The following is a 16,322-nucleotide window of genomic DNA, read 5'->3' on the forward strand; positions in this document are numbered from 1 at the left end:
AGGTGACCCCGTGCCGGCCCCACGGGCCGGTCATGACAGCGTGGCACCGCTGACATCCGAAAGCGCCAGCTTGAGCGAGCGCGCCAGCGCCGCACCGTGGCCCAGGCCCTCGAGCACTTCAAAACGCGCGTCAAGATCGGGCGCGCTGTCCAGCCGGTGTGCCAGCGCCGCCAGCTGGTCGTTAATTTGTTTATCGCTGCCGCCGTTGGCGTAGGGACCGCGGCGTTTGAGTTCGGCATCGCCGCGCATTAACAGCACACTGCCGCGCCGTTCCGGCGGCCATTGAAATCGATCCGCTTCCTCGAGGACCTGATAGCCGTTCCAGTGAAGCGTGGGGCTGGCTACGTACCAGTGATCGAACAGGGCCGGGCGGGTAAACAGCGTGTGCATGACGAACAGCCCACCAAAGGAGTGCCCCCAGATCGCACGCCTTGATGTATCGATGGGCAGATCCTGCTCGGCCTCCTTCATGATGTCTTCATTCAGGAGCTTGATGAAATCATCGGCCCCGCCGCCGCGGCGCTCGGGGTGGCGGTCGTTGATGATCGCGTCCTGACCCGGCCGCTTCGGGGTGTAGTCCCACTGGCGTGCCTCGACATCAAAGCGGGCATCCGTATCGTAGCCCAGCGCAATCAGCACCGGCGGCATGGCGGCATCCATGGCCTTCAGGTCCTGCTCACCGAGTTCAGCCAGTGCGGCATTGCCGTCAAGCAGATAGATCGGCGTGTAGCCGGCCTCGGGCGGTGCCTTTCTGGGGATCGCCACCGTGATGCGGTAGTGGCGCTGACCGTCAGGGCTGGTCAGTCGATGTTCCCGGAAGTCATAAACCTCCGAGCCCTTCTCGACAATGCCCGGTGGCAGCGGCTGGTTGAAGTCAGGCCCGGGGCGTGCCGCGGTCGGCAGTGACCAGAGTGCGCCGGGCAGCAGTGAGAGCAGAGCGCCTGTCGTGGCACCCTTGAGCATTTTGCGTCTGGTGTGATTGCAGGCAGGATGCAGTGTCATATGGTCTCGCAACGATTCATGGTCTCCCCTGTGACCGCGCCACCGACCATTTGCTTCGGTGGCCGTCGGCGCGACGCTCTGATGCATGGTACCAGGTATTGCTAAAACTTTGGCGATGCCGGGTTTTTGACAGATGACAATGTTAATCGTTCTCATTTTTGAGTAAAGTGGCCGCCGAAAAGGTTAAAAAAGACTTATTTCTTGGGGTGGCGGTCGGCACTCCGGGTGCGGACGGTTACGGGATACGGCATGAACAGGGGAGAAAACATGGCGAGGGGTAACACAGGATCATCACGCTGGAGTAACCGGCTGATAGCCGCCGTGGCTGCCGCCGTGGTCATGGGGGTCATCGTTTCGACAGGGGTTGTGGCAACGCCGTCGGCCCCGCAGGTCAGCAAGAGTGTCAAGCTTGACCACGGTCTTTATGAAGCGGTTTACAGTCCCGATCAGCAGCAGTTGCTGGTGGCCGGCGGTGGCTCGCGGGGTGATGAGGATGGCGGGCGCATCTTTCGTCTGAATCCGAAAACGCTGGAGACGCTCGACACCCTTCATACGCCGCGTCAGGTGTTCGGGCTCGCCGTCGACCCGAAGCAGCATCGTCTTTATGCCACCGGCAGCCGGGATGGCTCGCTGACCATCCTTGATGATCGCCGTGGTGAGGTGCTGGAAACGCTGGTGCTGGCGGACCCGAGCCAGCCGGTCCCGGAAGGCGAGCAAAAGCATGCCGAGCCGCGCCATGTGGTGATCGATCAGGACAATGAGCGTGCCTATATCACGGCCGTGGCCAACGACGGCAGGGTCTGGGTGGTCAACACGACAACGCTTGAGCAGGAACCCACCATCGAGCATATCGGCAAGCGTCCGACCGGGCTGGTATTTGATAAAGCGCGTCACCGGCTTTATGTGACGCTGATGGGTGAGAATGCCATTGCGGTGATTGATCTCGACCAGGGAACGCTGATGGACAAATGGCCCACGACCCTTGAAGGGCCGATCGATATCGACATGGATCACAAGCGTCAGCGGCTGCTGATCACCAGTGTGCAGGCAGGCGCGCTTGAGGTAATCGATGCCGAAAACGGTAGCTCACTGGGCAGCTACCCGGCCGGTGACGGGGCGTTGAGTGTGAAGCTTGATCCGGGCAATGATCATGTCTATATCGCCAACCGCAATGCCGGTACGGTCACGGTGCTCGATGGTGAGGATTATCAGGATATTGCAACGCTTTCCACCGGTACGCATCCCAATACGGTCGCCATCGATCCGGCAACGCACCACGCTTTCGTGACCAACAAGGCCGCACGTATGGGCAAGCAGGACGACCCCGACGATGACCGGGGGAATACGGTCACCCTGATCACGCCCTGAGCAGCGGCGATGGCAACGTTGGGTTTTAACTGATAATCATTTACATTCATGTGGCAGGTTGTCACGCCTTGTGACATCCTGACTTACTGGACATTCATTGCAGGGGATTATTCATGCCGGGTATGCCAAAGACTGCTTCACGTTCGGTTCGCCTGTTGCAGGGCGCGCTCATCGCACTGGGAATTGTGACCCTTTCAGCGCCCTGGGCGGTGGCCGGTGAGCAGCCGACCCAGCAGCAAGGGACCACGCAGCAGGACGCTTCCGAGCAGATCGTGACCCAAAAGGACATTGATCAGGGGCTTTACGAGCTGGTATTCAGTCCGTCGCAGCAGTCGATCTATGTGGCAGCGACCGGTGGCTTTGGCGAGGGTGAAAGCGACAACTATGGTGAAAATGAGGGCGGCAGCATCTATCGGCTGAACTCACAGACACTGGAAGTTGAAGAGACCATCGCACTGGATCAAAAGCCCTTCGGCCTGGCGCTGAACGAGAAAACCCATACCCTGTTTGTGGGCCACACGCTGGACAAGAGCGTGACGGCCATCAATCTGGAAGACAACACGACCCGCCATCTGGCGCTGGCCACCGAGGAAGAAAAGGCCCAGGCGAAAGAGGATGATGTCTTCGGTCCCAATCCACGTCAGCTCAGCGTCGATGAGCAGAGCAATACGCTCTACATGACCGGCGTGGGTGACAAGAGCGTGCTGTGGGTCATTGATGGTGACAACCTTGCCCTGACCGATACCATCGAAGGCTTCGGCACCTGGGCGACAGGCCTGGCGGTGGATCACGACGGCCGGCGGATCTATGTCTCCACCATGAAGGACAACGCCGTGCGCGCGGTCGACATGGACAGCCACGAGATCATCGCGCAGTGGCCCACCGGTGGCGAAGGCCCGCTGAATCTGGCGCTTGATGTCGAAAGGCATCAGCTCTACGTGACCAATGCCGGCAGTGGCAATGTCACGGTGCTGGATACGCAAAACGGCAAGCTCAAGGATACGTTTGAAAGCGGTGAAGGGGCGCTGGCGCTGATGCTGGAAGGTGATCGCCTTTACGTGACCAACCGCAAGGCGAAGACAGTGACCATTTATGACCGGGACAGCCACAAGCTGCTGGATACGGTTCAGACCCCGCTGATGCCCAATAGCCTGATGGCGATCTCGGACACCTCCGGCGTCTATGTCTCCCTCAAGCAGCCACTGGATGAGAACCATCAGACCGACAAGCCCGACAGCGTCATCCATATCAAGCCCTGAGTTGTCACGGGTTGATATCACCCGCATTGAAACGGCCTCCCACTCGGGAGGCCGTTCTGCTTTCAGAGCATCTTTGCCGGGCCGGCGCTGCGGCATGATTTGTCGCCGTTGCAGGGCGCGCTGCTTCTGACATGGCTCAGTGGTCGGTATCCGTGTCGCTATCGGCGCTCCCGCCGCTGTTCACGCTGCCCCCACTGTCAGCGCTGGCACCGCTTTCAGCGCCGGTGTCGTGATCCGTGCCGGTGTCGTTATCGGCATTGGCGTCGGTATCGCTGTCCGTATCCGCTCCGATATCGGTATCGCCCCCGGCGTCAGCGACGCTGGCGGCACCGAAATCATCGGTATGCTGCTGGTTCCCGGCACCGTCGCTGTAGCCGTCGGGCTGTTTGCCCTGACCGGGGTTGATGGCATTGGGAGAGGCGTTTTCCTGAGTCTGGCTCTGCTGTTGAACGTTGCTGCTGGTATCAACGGCCAGTGCCGGCGTGGCGGCAAGCGCCAGAATAAAGGGGGCGATCCATGCTGCTTTCATGCGGTTTCTCCTGTGATCGGGTTCACCATTTAGCGTGTTCAAAACGCGCTGAACGGGGGCCCGAGATACTGCGACATCGAATGCAGGTTGCCGTGCATCCGGTAGACACAATATAGATCAGAAGAGGGAAGATGCCTGAGCAGCCAGAGAAATCTTCGGGATGACGCAGGGTGACAGGGAAATAGGAGAGTTATGTGGGGCAGGTGACAAAAACATCAGGGGGCGCAACACCGGATGCTGCGCCCCCTGTCGATCAGAGAGCTGTCGATCACGAATCCGTGTCGGTATCCGTGTCGGTATCCAGATCCATGTCGTCGTTGTCAGTATCGGTGTCCAGATCGCTGTCAGTATCCATGTCGCCGGTCTGACGCGTCATCTGGCCGCCGTTGTCTGCATCGGCGTTGCCCATGCCGGAGTCCATGTTGCTGGAAGTAGTGCCCTGCTGCTGCATCTGACCATCCTGCATCTGACCGTTATCGGTGTCAGTATCCATGTCATCGGCCAGCGCGGGAGTTGCTGCCAGTGCCAGTACGAAGGGTGCAAGCCATGTCGCTTTCATGATGTCTCTCCTGTCCTTGGGAAGAATCTCAACAGGCCCTGTAGCCTGATGACAAAAACCCTGGTTGGCTTGAGGCGAGAACGCAAATCGCAACGCTTCCAAAATTATGTATATGAATTAATTTTTAAGATTAAGTTATTGATAATAAATAAAAAAATTTTCTTACAAAAAGATTAATTCGATGGTTTTCGCAGCGGGCAGTAGGGTTTGCATGGTCTGCAGCAGTCACCGGCGCATGTTATAACGGCGACCTTCTTCTGAAGAGGTAATGTCGTCATGGCCATTGATGCGTCCGGTCCGGCAACGAAGCTTCGCCTGGTGTTTGAAGGCGGCCTCGTGCTGGGGCCGGGCAAGATTGATCTGCTGGAAGCCATCCGCGATACCGGCTCCATTTCGGCCGCGGCTAGGCAGACCAACATCAGCTATCGCAAGACACGTCATCTGATCGATGCCCTCAATACAGCCTTCAGTCAACCGCTGGTGCGCTCCAGCAAGGGTGGTGCCTCTCATGGCGGTGCCCATCTGACAGCGCTGGGTCAGGAGCTGGTGGCGCGCTATCGTCATGTCGAGCAGCAGACGATCTGTGCGGTGACGGCCCACTTCGGTGATTTTGACAGCGGTGTCGCCGACACCAGTGAGCACGCCGAATAGCCGGCTGAACGTATGCCTCCCCCGGTGATTTTCCTTCGGGATTGAGCCCTGTTTTTCGATGTGCAAAGATAAGCATATCGGGTAGGCCCCGTGCTGATTCCCAACGCCTTTCAAGGAAGAAGTCACCATGATCAGACCCCTGGCCGCACTGACGACCGCCACGCTGTTTTTGTCCTGCAACGCTGCCGGCGCCGCAGAGCGCATTGATGTTCAGGCTGCCGCCTCGCTGACGGATGTCATGAATACACTGATCGAGCAGTACGAACAGGACCATGACGTGGATATCGTGCCGGTGTATGCCTCTTCTTCGACGCTGGCGCGCCAGATCAGTCAGGGGGCACCGGCGGATGTCTATCTCTCGGCCAACGAAAAGTGGATGGACTGGCTGGAAGACCAGGGGGAGCCGATCCACGAGCGACGCGATCTGCTCAACAACCGTCTGGCACTGATCACGGCAGAAGGCAGCGATATCCAGGACTTCACACCGGACAGTGACCATCCGCTGGTGCAGTATCTGGACGACGGCGATCGCATCGCGGCAGGGGATCCGGCGCACGTCCCGGCCGGTATCTACACACAGCAGGCCCTGGTGCATCAGGGGCAGTGGCAGGTGCTCGAGCCTCGGCTGGCCCGTGCCAGCGACGTGCGCGGCGCGCTGGCGCTGGTCGAGCGTGGCGAGACGCCGCTGGGTGTGGTTTATGCCACCGATGCCATGGCGGGCGAGCACGTGCATCAACTGGGGCTTTTCCCGGCCGACAGCCATGACCCGATTACCTATCCGGCCGCGCTGATTGGCAAGGACCCGAGTCCGCAGGCGCGCGCGTTTCTGCAGTGGCTGGGCAGCGATAAGGCGGCCAGTACCTTCAAGCAGTACGGGTTTGAGGTCAACGAATCGAATGAAACGAGCTGATCGACGCCCGACTCGCGCCGATACGAGGGCGTCAATGTGCTGACACCGCTTGAAATCGAGGCTCTGCAGATCAGTCTGCAGGTCGCCGGTACGGCGCTTTTGATCATCATGGTCCCCGGCATTGCCATGGCATGGCTGCTGGCCCGCCACGAGTTTGTCGGCAAGTCTCTGCTTGATGGCATCGTTCATCTACCGCTGGTGCTGCCACCGGTGGTGGTGGGCTATCTGCTGCTGGTGGTCATGGGACGCCGCGGGGTCGTGGGTGGCTGGCTTTATGAGCATCTCGGGCTGTCGCTGCCCTTTACCTGGCAGGGCGCGGCGCTGGCAGGCGGCGTCATGGCTTTCCCACTGCTGGTGCGCGCCGTCAGGCTGTCTCTTGAAGCGGTGGACCCACGGCTTGAAGCGGCGGCCCGAACGCTGGGCGCCTCACGGCTGCGGGTCTTTTTCACCATTACCCTGCCGCTGGCGATACCGGGGCTGGTCACTGGCGCCGTGCTGGCCTTTGCCCGGGCGCTGTCGGAGTTTGGCGCCACCATCACCTTCGCCTCCAACATTCCCGGTGAAACCCGCACGCTGCCGCTGGCGCTGTATTCGCTGATCCAGACGCCCGGCATGGAAGATGCCGCGGCGCGGCTGTGCGTGATCTCGATCGTGGTGGCCATGATCTCGCTGGTGGCCTCCGAGTGGCTGGCGCGACGCACCCGGCGGCGCATGGCCGGCCGGGACCGGGGGTAGCCATGACACTGACACCGACACCGCGAGGCGACCGCCATGCTTGAGCTGTGTCTCCAGCACCGTCAGGGCGACTTTGACGTTGATGTCGATATCACCGCCCCCGGCCAGGGTGTGACGGCGCTTTTCGGCCACTCGGGCAGCGGCAAGACGACGCTTTTGCGCATGCTGGCCGGCCTGGATCGCCCGGACAGCGGGCGTATTGCGCTCAACGATCGAACCTTTGTGGATACCGACCGGCGCACCTTCGTGCCGCCCCATCAGCGCCGGCTGGGCGTGGTCTTTCAGGAGGCGCGGCTCTTCCCCCACTACCGGGTGCGCAGCAATCTGACCTATGCGCGGCGGATCACGCGCGGCGTGGCCTTTGATCGGGTGGTCGAACTGTTGGGAATCGAGGCGCTGCTGGATCGCATGCCGGGGGCGTTGTCGGGCGGCGAGGCGCGACGGGTAGCGATCGGCCGGGCGCTGCTGGCCGAGCCGGACATGCTGCTCATGGACGAGCCCCTGACCGGGCTGGACGGGGCGCGCAAGCAGGAGCTTTTGAACTATATCGTGCGTCTGACCCGCGAGATCGACCTGCCGATCCTGTTTGTCAGCCACGACCCGGAAGAACTCATGGCGGTGGCCGAGCAGCTTGTGGTGCTGGATCGAGGGCGGGTCATTGCCAGCGATTCAATGGAGACACTGCTGTTGCGGGGCGACATGGCCCCCTGGCTGGGCGGGTTTGAGGCCAGCTCGCTGCTGCATGGTCAGGTGCGCGCCCACGATCACCACTACCACGCCACGCGTGTGACGCTCGCCGATGGGCAGCGCCTGACGCTGCCATTGCTTGAGTGCCCCGAGGGGGGCGACGTTCGTGTTCGCGTGCGTCGCCGTGATGTGGCCATCGCGCTGTCACATCAGGGGGACAGCAGCTTTCGCAACCAGCTCGAGGCGGTCATTGTGTCCATGACGCCGGGGGCCACGGGCACGCTGGAGGTGACGCTGGCGCTGGGCGATCAGCAGCTGCAATCGCGCGTGACCCTGGAGGCTGGTGAAGCGCTCGGGCTCAGGCCGGGGCTTGCGGTGGTGGCACTGATTCGAAGCGTCAGCCTGGCCGGCTAGCCTGACAATTTTCCGGCGCGCCTGACGGGTCTGAAACAGGGGCGATGGCGTGTTCTGCGAAACCGTTGACCTGCCAGAGGGCCGGCCTCAGGATGCGATTTTTCGTCATCACCTTTTGTGCGTTGTACGCCGGAACAGGGGAATGTCATGTTTGGTCTGCCGTATCAGGGTATCGCCACCTTTTTGAAAGCGCCGCAGGACAGCGCGCGGCCCTTTGCCTTTCTAGGGCTGCCCTATGACTGCTCGGTCACCTTTCGCCCGGGGGCGCGCATGGCGCCCAACGCCCTGCGCCGGGCCAGCATGATGCTGACCGACGGCCGTCACCCCGAGTTCGAGACCGACCCCTGCGAGCTGGTCAGCGATCTGGGTGATCTCGATATCATGCAGGTGGGGCAGCATGACGCGCTGCGACGTATCGAGACCGGGGTCATGGCGGCATACGAGCAGGCGCCGAATCAGACGCTGTTGTGTGCCGGCGGCGATCACATGACCACCCTGGGCGTGCTGCGCGCGCAGCGTCGCCTTCAGGGGCAGCCGCTGTCGCTGATTCACTTCGACGCGCACTGTGACACCTGGGCCAGCCACTTTGGCGATGACATCGGCCACGGCACCTTCCTGCGCAATGCCATCGATGAGGGACTGGTGGCCCCGGAACGTACCCTGAGCCTGGGGCTTCGCTCGCCGGTCGAGCCGGCCACGCGGGACTGGCTGGCCGAGCAGGGCGGGCAGTGGCTGAGCTCACGGGATCTGATGCGGCTCGACGGCGAAGCGCTGGCGCAGAAGGTCCGTGACCGCATGGGCGAATCACCGATCTACATCACCTTTGACATTGATGTACTGGATCCGGCTCATGCGCCGGGGACCGGTACGCCCGAAATCGGCGGCATCACCACCATGAAGGCGCTGGAGCTTCTGGAAGCCCTGCGCGGCTTCAACCTGATCGGCATGGATGTGGTGGAAGTCTCGCCGCCCTATGACCCGCAGGAGATTACGTCACTGGCAGCGGCCACGCTTTTGTGGACGTTTATCGCCATGCGCGGCTAGCTCACGAGGGCGCAGCGCACCCCACGGCGTTGCGGCTGCTTTTCTTGATTTGATAGAGCGCCTCGTCGGCCTGTTTGATCAAGGCCTCGCCCGACAGCGGATGCTCGGGCGAGGAGATGGCCACGCCGGCACTGATGGTGACGTATCTGTGAGTCGGCGAGGGCTCATGGGGCAGGCACTGGGCCTCCATGGCCGTACAGACGCCGCGGGCAATGTCCATGGCGCGATCCAGGTCAAAATCGGGCAGCACGATCACGAACTCCTCGCCGCCGATTCGCGCCACAAGATCCGACTCGCGCTGGAAGATATCGCCAAGCGTCTCGGCGATGGTCTTCAGGCACTGATCGCCCTCCGGATGGCCGTAAAAGTCGTTGTAGAGCTTGAAATGGTCGACATCGATCATGATCAGTGCCACCGGGCGCTCAAGGCGATGCGTCAGGGAGAGGATGCGCGGCAGCTGACGGTCCAGCAGTCGCCGATTGCCCAGCCCCGTCAGGGCATCACGGTTGGTCAGTGCCTTGAGATGCGCGTTGCGTTCGTTAAGCTCCTGAATCAGCGTTTGAAACTCTCGCGCCATGATGCCCAGTTCGTCACCGCGGGCCTGTAACCAGGGCGGTGGAGCGTCCAGATGCTCGCCGGGTGACTGGCGCAGGGCGCTGGCATAGCGGGAAAGCTCGGTAATCGGGCGCAGCACCATGGCGCGAAACACCCACAGCATGATCACCATGAGCACCAGCAACAGCGCCAGCGCGCCCAGCATGGTCAGGTTAAAGCGCTGGATGCCATCGCGCAGGCCATCGCGGTCAAGACGGGTGGTCATCATGACCTGATAGCCGGGTGTGGCACTGTCGCGCAGGAGCGTGAGACGCAGGCTGTCGTCACTGATCGAATCAATGGCCACCACGGGGGCGTTGTTTCCGGCGGTCATGTCCTGACGAACGGCAGAGAGCGTCAGGGTCGAGGCCGTGTCTGCCGGGTCGAGCTGCCACTGCCCGGGCAGAAAGCGCACCAGCGTCAGCTTGCCTGAAGACAGCGTGCTGGCTCGATGGGCAATGGGCCAGGTGCTCAAAAGGCCAAATGCCGGGCTAACGCCCATGCGCGCCGTGGTGTCGGTCTCGGGCAACTGTCTCTGGATCTGGCGTACCTGGTCAAGGGCCCACTGACATTCGCCTGTCGGTGTGGCGCAGGAGGTAAAGGCGCCGGTCACGGGGTTGCGCCCGGCCACCCAGGTGACGCCGTCGTGGGCGTTGGTGATCAGCATCAGGTCGGCACCGTGCTCGTCAAACACGGCCGAGGTGATATGCGTCTGCGGGAAATCCGGCAGATGGTTTTCCATGAAATCCCGCGTGCTCGCCCAGCTGGCCCATTCATGGGCCATGTCGCTGAGCGTCCGGGCATGGTGGTCAATGCTCATCTGTAGTGCGTTGGCGTAGACGTGAGCGCTCTGGCGTTCCTCGCTGATCAGATTTGGAATCATCAGTTGATGGAGAATGAACACCAGAATGCTCATGACCAGCACCAGCATGATCGAGAGCGTGATGATGAACCTGTTGCGCAGTGAGTTCAGATAGGGCACATCGACGATTCCGGCTGATGCGATTTAATAGCGCATTAAAAAATGCTCCGGGCCTGAAAGCTTTCGTTTTTAACGGCGCTGTGACCGGAATCTTGATGCCATGACCGGGGATCGATTCCGGGGCAACGCCCCGGGGCACAGTCCCGTGACAGGCCACGGCGACAGTGGCAGAGCTGGTGCTCTAATTAAATTAATTTCAATTAGCCCGGACGGGGTTGTCATCGAAGCATTTTTTATATCCCCGTCCTGGACGACTGTCCTGACGGCATATTGCCGGGCGCGAGGATGTGAGATGATCACGACCATCTCGAGGAAACAGCAGGTTACGTCATGAGTTACCCCCGTTTGCTGGCAGCCACCCTGTTGGCCCTGCCGCTCTCGCTCCCTGCGCTGGCTGATGCGCAGGAAGACCATCAGAACAGTGCGAGCGCCGATGTGACGCAAAAAACCGATTCATCAACCACCGATGAAGCGTCTTCCCGTCGTGCGCGTGCTGATGAAACGACCTCTGAAGAGGAGGGTGGCAGCGCCGACACGGCCAGCGCCGGTGAGCCGCCAGAGGCCGATGACGGCCCGCGTCATGTCAGGGCCATGGTGATTACCACGTTCGGCCCCGAGCGCCGGGCCTGGGCCGATCGGCTGTCACCGACGCAGGAGATCAGGGTGCCCGGGCTGCACGGCTCGTTTGGCAGCGTCAGCTGCAACGATGATGATGTCTGTCTGATGACCACCGGCAAGGGCTATGCCAATGCCGCGACCTCCATTTCCACGGTGGCCTTCTCGCCGGAATTTGATCTCACCGAGAGCTGGTTTCTGATCTCGGGGGTGGCCAGTATCGACCCACATCAGGGCACGCTGGGCTCGCCCACCTGGCCGCGCTATCTGGTGGATGTCGGCATTCAGTGGGAGCTCGATGCCCGCGATATTCCCGACGACTGGACCACGGGCTATCTGAGCATCAATACCCATACGCCCGCCCAGGACCCGCATCAGGAGTACGGCACCGAGTTCTATCATCTGGATGATGCGCTGGTGGATCGCGCCGTAGCGCTGTCAAGGGGCGTCGAGCTGGCCGATAGCGACAATGCGGCGGCCTACCGTGAGCACTATGATTATGCGCCGGCCAATGAAGCGCCCAGCGTCGTGCAGTGCGACAGCGTTTCCAGCGATACCTGGTGGTACGGCAACCGCCTTGCCGACCGCGCCGCACAGCTGGGTGAGCAGGTCGCCGGCGAGGAGGCCACCATCTGCACCGGCCAGCAGGAAGACAACGCCATTCTGACCGCGCTCAAGCGCGCCGATGAGGCCGGGCGACTCCAGCGCGAGCGCACCGCCGTGGTACGCGCCGGGGCCAGCTTCAACCGTCCCTATGAAGGGCTCTCCGACGCCGATGGCCTGACCGGCTATGCCAAACAGGGCGGCTACACGCCGGCGCTGACCAACATGGTACGCGCCGGCTATCCGCTGATTGCCTCTATCGTTGACGACTGGGAGCACTGGCAGGCAGGTGTGCCGGCAAAGGCCGCGGAGGACAATGATGCAGCGGCTGCCCCCGAACAGAAGGCAACGGCAGGTGATGGCGATGAAGACGACACGGTCGGCGATGAGGAGAGCGCGTCGAACTGAGCCCCTGTGGCAACTCGGGCAGGTCTGACCACGCCCGGCACTTGCCGGGCGTTGCGCTGTCCGCCCGGCATGACACCGACGGTAAATGGCCTTCAGTCGTCGCGCTCAAAGCGCACATCATGACCGTCGCCTCCCAGCTGCATGATCTCCCGGGGGCAGCCATGCTCATCCAGACGCAGCAGTCCGATACCGGCCTTGTTGACCAGCCGCTCTCCCGGGGAGCGGCTGTCGGGCTGGCGGGGCTTGATCACCATGTGGCGGCGCTTGGTCAGCCAGTTGACGGGAGACCAGGGCGCAAACAGCCAGCGATTGATGCGATCGAAGGTATCCAGCAGGGTGTCGGGAAATTCGTTGCGGATGCCGCTGCTGGTGATCTGCCAGATGCGGGGGCTGTGATGCTGTTCTCGCAGCTGCACATCGTAGGCAAAGCTGTAGTGCACATCGCCTGACAGGACGATGAAATTCTGTGGGGTATGGCGATGGCGAAAGATATTGAGCATGACGTAGGCGGCGCTGCGGTGGGACATCCAGTTCTCGGCGTCCACCAGTAGCGGACGGTTGAGCCAGACAAACACCTGCTGCACTGTCTCGATCAGCTTGACGCCAAAGACCGGTGCCGGCGAGACCATGATGATGGCGTCGTGTCCCATGAGCTCCTGCTGCAGTTCGGTCAGGGCCTCCCAGTCCATCAGCCCCGAGGGCTTGTGCAGGCCACGTTCACTGCGCCAGCGTCGTGTGCGGGTATCCAGCACCACCATGGCAGGCCGGGTGGGCAACGTATAGTGCCAGCGCTCGAAGCGCAGCAGGGCCTCAATCAGGGCGTCATGCTGCGGCTCATCGGGCATCCGGCAGTACGCCTCCAGCTGCGCCATCATGTCGCCGTCAAAGTGCTCTGGGGCATTGCCCCAGCCCTGACAGATCAAATAGCCGATCAGGGCGTTGCCCATGATGCGTCGTGAAAAGGGATGTCCCAGTGCAGTGCGCTCCCACTGGGCGGTCAGGTTCCAGTCATCGGTCACGTCATGATCGTCAAAGATCATCCAGGTCGGCAGACGGGCCAGCACGCGCCGTACCGCGGGCAGCTCCGCGATAAAGTGATCCAGCGCGGCACGCTCCGTTTCAAAGAGTGCCGCCGTTTTGTCATCAAGGTCTGGACGCTCGATAGCGATGAGCTGCCAGGGAATGGGCGACCAGACCAGCAGATACATGGCCAGTATTTCGCCCAGGCTGATCAGATGGTTGTCGGCACCGGCCGCGGTAAAGATCGGTTTTTCCTTGCCGCGAAAGAAGTAGCGCTGCAGCAGCCGGTTGTCAGGGGTGGCCGGCAGCAGCCGATTGCGCTGGTACAGCCAGGGGGCCTGCAAAAGCGTTCGGCTGTCGCTGATTTCCGCCGATTCAAAGTGTTCGTGATAAAGCCCCAGCCGCTCCACGAGCGCATTGATGGCCAACAGCATGGGGCCTGCGACATCGTCGGCATAGATCTGGTCGCCGGTCATCATCAATAGTGATGGCCACTGCTCGGGAGTGGCGCGCCGGGCGTGCAGCTCCCGGTCCAGCCGCGCCAGGCCATCAGGAGCATCATGGTGCGGCCGACGACAGGAGCCGTGGGCGATGGAGGCCAGTGTCATGGCATGCCGCACGGTCAGCAAAGCTTCTCCCTCGTGACACAGCTGTGGCGCCCATTCGGCAATGCCATGACACTGCCCCTGGTCCTCGATCAGCAGGTCGTAGCGCAGTATCTCGCCTTCATCGAACGCCGGGCAGATGGCGACGTCGATCATGTGCACCACGGCATGTTCACCGATGCGCAGCCGGCGGCACTGAGATTCATCCAGACGCAGGCGCACTGAATGTGCCGGGTCGCGCTCAAGGATCAGCGTCAGCGTCAGGGCTTTGGAGGCCACCAGCCACAGGGTCATGCGCTCGGGCAGCAGGCGGCGCAGCATGGGGCCTGCCAGCACGTCGGGCAGGGGCTGCGGAACAATCTTTTCTGGCGCGACTTCTGACATGATCACCACGCGGACATCAGGGGTTGAAGAGGACCAGAACACGGCACCGGCAGGGTCGGCAATGACCGGTCACGGCAGGAATCGATTTTGTGTGAGCCTGAATGTGAGTGGTCGCGCTTATACTCTGCCGACTAGAATTAATTTCAATCAAGTTTGGTGTGGAGCAGCGGGGCATGAAGATCATCCTGATGCGGCATGGAGCGCCGCGGGTGCGTTTTGACGAAAAGATGGCCGCTGCTGATTTCAGACACTGGGTGGCCCGCTATCAGCTGGCGGGCCTGGATGAAGTTACGCGCTGCGATCGCGCCCTGACCATTGCCCGGGAGTGTGCGGCCGTGGTCTGCAGCGATCTGCCAAGATCGCTGGAATCGGCGCTGCGTCTGGAGGCGGGCAATATTGTCTACAGCGACCCCCTGATGCGCGAAATTGATCTGCCGCACGGCAGCGGGCGCTGGCCGACGCCATCACTGCCGACCACCTTCTGGCTGGTGGCCTTTCGCGCCCTGTGGCTTTTGGGCTATCACGGCAACGCCGAAGGGCGTCGGGAGGTCTTCAATCGCGCCGATGCCGCGGCCAGCAAGCTGGTCGAACTGGCCGGCGAGCACTGCTCGGTGCTGTTTGTTGGTCATGGCATGATCAATCATCTGCTGGCACGCGAGCTGCTTTCCCGCGGCTGGCAGGGGCCCAAAAGGCCCGGCCGTGCGCACTGGCAGTACGGTGTCTATGAGTATCAGGGCCAGGCCATCGCCTGACCCGTCCCTTGTCCGAGCCCCTGTCTTTTCTCCGAGGCCCTGTCTTTTGTTTAAGGCAGGCACTCTGGCCCGGGGCTTCTCAATTCCGGCGAATCAGGGTTCGCTCAACGTTGACGATGCCGGGGTGACGCCGGCCTTCAATGGCCTCCAGTACACTCGAGAGTGCCAGGGTTGCAATACGCTCATGATCCTGCTGCATCGAGTTGACCTTGAGGGGCAGAAAATCCAGCAGCCGGTCATTACCGAAGGTCGCCATCTGCAGAGGGTGCGCCTGCAGCGTCTCCATCGAGTATTTCGTCAGCAAAACGTCCAGCGCGCCTTCCAGCAGCGTATAGGACGCTGTCACCAGCGCCTGGGGCAGGCCGTGGTGCTCAAGATGCTCGCGCATGAGCGCCATGCCCGTCTCCCGATCGTAGCGTGCGCCGCAGTGAAGATGCGCGCGTTGCGTTGGCCCGCCATGGGCTGCCATTGCCGCCCTGAACCCTTCCCGGCGCTCAAGGGTATTGGCCAGTCCCGGCAGGGCGTCGAACCAGACAACTTCCTGCACCGCGGGTGAGAGCACGGTCCGGGTCAGGCTCATGGCGGTCCGGCGGTTTTCACTGATGATGCAGGGCATCAGCGTGTCATCGAGCGCCCGGTCCACGGCCACCACCGGCATCCCGGCGCTGATCAGACGCTGATAGCAGGCCTCTCCCGGCGGCAGGCTCGAGGCCACGATCAAGGCGTCACAGCGCCGGGCCTGCAGGGCGCTGAGCAGTTCGCGCTCGGTGTCCGGGTCATCGTTGGAGCTGACCATCAACAGCTGATAGCCCGCCCGGCGCGCCCCCTGTTCCAGAAGCTTGGCCAGCCGCGCATAGCTGGTGTTTTCAAGGTCCGGCAGCACAAAGCCCAGCGTGCGGCTGACCCCGCGGCGCAGGGCGGCCGCCTGAGCATCCACCCGATAACCGTGCTCCTCGATCACCGCCATGACGCGCTTGACCGTCGCCTCGCTGATGCGGTGCTGGCGTGACTTGCCATTGATGACATAGCTTGCCGTGGTGCGTGATACGCCGGCCAGGCGCGCAATCTCTGCAAGCGTCATGGTGTTATTTCCCGATATGAAAGGCGTGGGGCTGTCGATACGACGTAGGTCCATACCGTTGGTGCTTGATTCACCGCTCGATCTCTTTCAGCATTACGGCAAGGAAAAGGTGACACGATT

At 61.8% G+C, this 16,322-nt stretch carries 15 protein-coding genes; 9 read left to right on the forward strand and 6 right to left on the reverse strand.

Features of this window, described 5'->3' with window-relative positions; all coding sequences use genetic code 11:
- Positions 1 to 30 precede the first annotated feature (30 nt).
- Positions 31 to 1,002, reverse strand: a complete 972-nt coding sequence (locus C8D72_RS00640) for an alpha/beta hydrolase (protein WP_170140452.1) — start codon at positions 1,000 to 1,002, stop codon at positions 31 to 33.
- Between the two features lie 267 nt (positions 1,003 to 1,269).
- On the opposite strand from C8D72_RS00640, the gene C8D72_RS00645 reads away from it, so the two are divergent.
- Positions 1,270 to 2,370, forward strand: coding sequence for a YncE family protein (locus tag C8D72_RS00645; protein WP_170140453.1), 1,101 nt, complete (start codon positions 1,270 to 1,272; stop codon positions 2,368 to 2,370).
- Between the two features lie 113 nt (positions 2,371 to 2,483).
- On the forward strand, positions 2,484 to 3,629 hold the full coding sequence (locus C8D72_RS00650; protein WP_115852501.1) for a YncE family protein: 1,146 nt from the start codon (positions 2,484 to 2,486) through the stop codon (positions 3,627 to 3,629).
- Between the two features lie 136 nt (positions 3,630 to 3,765).
- Here the strand turns inward: C8D72_RS00650 and C8D72_RS00655 are convergent, their stop codons facing one another.
- On the reverse strand, positions 3,766 to 4,158 hold the full coding sequence (locus C8D72_RS00655) for a hypothetical protein (protein ID WP_115852502.1): 393 nt from the start codon (positions 4,156 to 4,158) through the stop codon (positions 3,766 to 3,768).
- 268 nt (positions 4,159 to 4,426) lie between these two features.
- Positions 4,427 to 4,717, reverse strand: a complete 291-nt coding sequence (locus C8D72_RS00660) for a hypothetical protein (protein ID WP_115852503.1) — start codon at positions 4,715 to 4,717, stop codon at positions 4,427 to 4,429.
- Between the two features lie 276 nt (positions 4,718 to 4,993).
- On the opposite strand from C8D72_RS00660, the gene C8D72_RS00665 reads away from it, so the two are divergent.
- The 5 genes from C8D72_RS00665 (at position 4,994) to speB (ending at position 9,158) form a co-directional block, all read left to right on the forward strand.
- The gene (locus C8D72_RS00665; protein ID WP_115852504.1) at positions 4,994 to 5,368 is read left to right on the forward strand and encodes a winged helix-turn-helix domain-containing protein; all 375 of its coding nucleotides are present in this window, start codon (positions 4,994 to 4,996) and stop codon (positions 5,366 to 5,368) included.
- Positions 5,369 to 5,495: 127 nt separating this feature from the next.
- Positions 5,496 to 6,278: a molybdate ABC transporter substrate-binding protein gene (gene modA / locus C8D72_RS00670; protein ID WP_115852505.1), complete on the forward strand. Its 783-nt coding sequence runs from the start codon at positions 5,496 to 5,498 to the stop codon at positions 6,276 to 6,278.
- 36 nt (positions 6,279 to 6,314) lie between these two features.
- Positions 6,315 to 7,013, forward strand: coding sequence for a molybdate ABC transporter permease subunit (gene modB, locus C8D72_RS00675; RefSeq protein ID WP_115852506.1), 699 nt, complete (start codon positions 6,315 to 6,317; stop codon positions 7,011 to 7,013).
- Between the two features lie 36 nt (positions 7,014 to 7,049).
- Positions 7,050 to 8,114 (forward strand): molybdenum ABC transporter ATP-binding protein, encoded by a 1,065-nt coding sequence (gene modC, locus C8D72_RS00680; RefSeq protein WP_115852507.1) that lies wholly within the window; start codon positions 7,050 to 7,052, stop codon positions 8,112 to 8,114.
- Positions 8,115 to 8,261: 147 nt separating this feature from the next.
- On the forward strand, positions 8,262 to 9,158 hold the full coding sequence (gene speB / locus C8D72_RS00685; RefSeq protein ID WP_115852508.1) for an agmatinase: 897 nt from the start codon (positions 8,262 to 8,264) through the stop codon (positions 9,156 to 9,158).
- A 1-nt stretch (position 9,159) separates the two neighbouring features.
- Here speB and C8D72_RS00690 read toward each other — a convergent pair whose 3' ends face one another.
- Complete coding sequence (locus C8D72_RS00690; protein ID WP_115852509.1) at positions 9,160 to 10,734, reverse strand: sensor domain-containing diguanylate cyclase; 1,575 nt, start codon at positions 10,732 to 10,734, stop codon at positions 9,160 to 9,162.
- Positions 10,735 to 11,064: 330 nt separating this feature from the next.
- Between C8D72_RS00690 and C8D72_RS00695 the strand changes: the two genes are divergently transcribed.
- Positions 11,065 to 12,360 carry a purine-nucleoside phosphorylase gene (locus C8D72_RS00695; RefSeq protein WP_115852510.1) on the forward strand — a complete coding sequence of 432 codons (1,296 nt, stop codon included), beginning with the start codon at positions 11,065 to 11,067 and terminating at the stop codon, positions 12,358 to 12,360.
- 92 nt (positions 12,361 to 12,452) lie between these two features.
- On the opposite strand, the gene C8D72_RS00700 is transcribed toward C8D72_RS00695, so the two are convergent.
- Positions 12,453 to 14,369, reverse strand: coding sequence for a metallophosphoesterase family protein (locus C8D72_RS00700; RefSeq protein WP_115853558.1), 1,917 nt, complete (start codon positions 14,367 to 14,369; stop codon positions 12,453 to 12,455).
- A 173-nt stretch (positions 14,370 to 14,542) separates the two neighbouring features.
- On the opposite strand from C8D72_RS00700, the gene C8D72_RS00705 reads away from it, so the two are divergent.
- Complete coding sequence (locus tag C8D72_RS00705; protein ID WP_115852511.1) at positions 14,543 to 15,121, forward strand: histidine phosphatase family protein; 579 nt, start codon at positions 14,543 to 14,545, stop codon at positions 15,119 to 15,121.
- Between the two features lie 79 nt (positions 15,122 to 15,200).
- On the opposite strand, the gene cra is transcribed toward C8D72_RS00705, so the two are convergent.
- Positions 15,201 to 16,202 (reverse strand): catabolite repressor/activator, encoded by a 1,002-nt coding sequence (gene cra, locus C8D72_RS00710; protein ID WP_115852512.1) that lies wholly within the window; start codon positions 16,200 to 16,202, stop codon positions 15,201 to 15,203.
- Positions 16,203 to 16,322 lie beyond the last annotated feature (120 nt).

The organism is Kushneria indalinina DSM 14324, from assembly GCF_003385845.1.
Lineage (GTDB): Bacteria > Pseudomonadota > Gammaproteobacteria > Pseudomonadales > Halomonadaceae > Kushneria > Kushneria indalinina.

Bases quoted from the DNA above. Each gene is read 5' to 3' on its own strand.
- C8D72_RS00705 (WP_115852511.1), top strand. From the start codon at position 14,543: ATGAAGATCATCCTGATGCGGCATGGAGCGCCGCGGGTGCGTTTTGAC.
- C8D72_RS00700 (WP_115853558.1), bottom strand. From the start codon at position 14,369: ATGTCAGAAGTCGCGCCAGAAAAGATTGTTCCGCAGCCCCTGCCCGAC.
- C8D72_RS00650 (WP_115852501.1), top strand. From the start codon at position 2,484: ATGCCGGGTATGCCAAAGACTGCTTCACGTTCGGTTCGCCTGTTGCAG.
- C8D72_RS00640 (WP_170140452.1), bottom strand. From the start codon at position 1,002: ATGACACTGCATCCTGCCTGCAATCACACCAGACGCAAAATGCTCAAG.
- C8D72_RS00660 (WP_115852503.1), bottom strand. From the start codon at position 4,717: ATGAAAGCGACATGGCTTGCACCCTTCGTACTGGCACTGGCAGCAACT.
- modC (WP_115852507.1), top strand. From the start codon at position 7,050: ATGCTTGAGCTGTGTCTCCAGCACCGTCAGGGCGACTTTGACGTTGAT.
- C8D72_RS00645 (WP_170140453.1), top strand. From the start codon at position 1,270: ATGGCGAGGGGTAACACAGGATCATCACGCTGGAGTAACCGGCTGATA.
- speB (WP_115852508.1), top strand. From the start codon at position 8,262: ATGTTTGGTCTGCCGTATCAGGGTATCGCCACCTTTTTGAAAGCGCCG.
- modA (WP_115852505.1), top strand. From the start codon at position 5,496: ATGATCAGACCCCTGGCCGCACTGACGACCGCCACGCTGTTTTTGTCC.
- cra (WP_115852512.1), bottom strand. From the start codon at position 16,202: ATGACGCTTGCAGAGATTGCGCGCCTGGCCGGCGTATCACGCACCACG.
- C8D72_RS00655 (WP_115852502.1), bottom strand. From the start codon at position 4,158: ATGAAAGCAGCATGGATCGCCCCCTTTATTCTGGCGCTTGCCGCCACG.
- C8D72_RS00695 (WP_115852510.1), top strand. From the start codon at position 11,065: ATGAGTTACCCCCGTTTGCTGGCAGCCACCCTGTTGGCCCTGCCGCTC.
- C8D72_RS00665 (WP_115852504.1), top strand. From the start codon at position 4,994: ATGGCCATTGATGCGTCCGGTCCGGCAACGAAGCTTCGCCTGGTGTTT.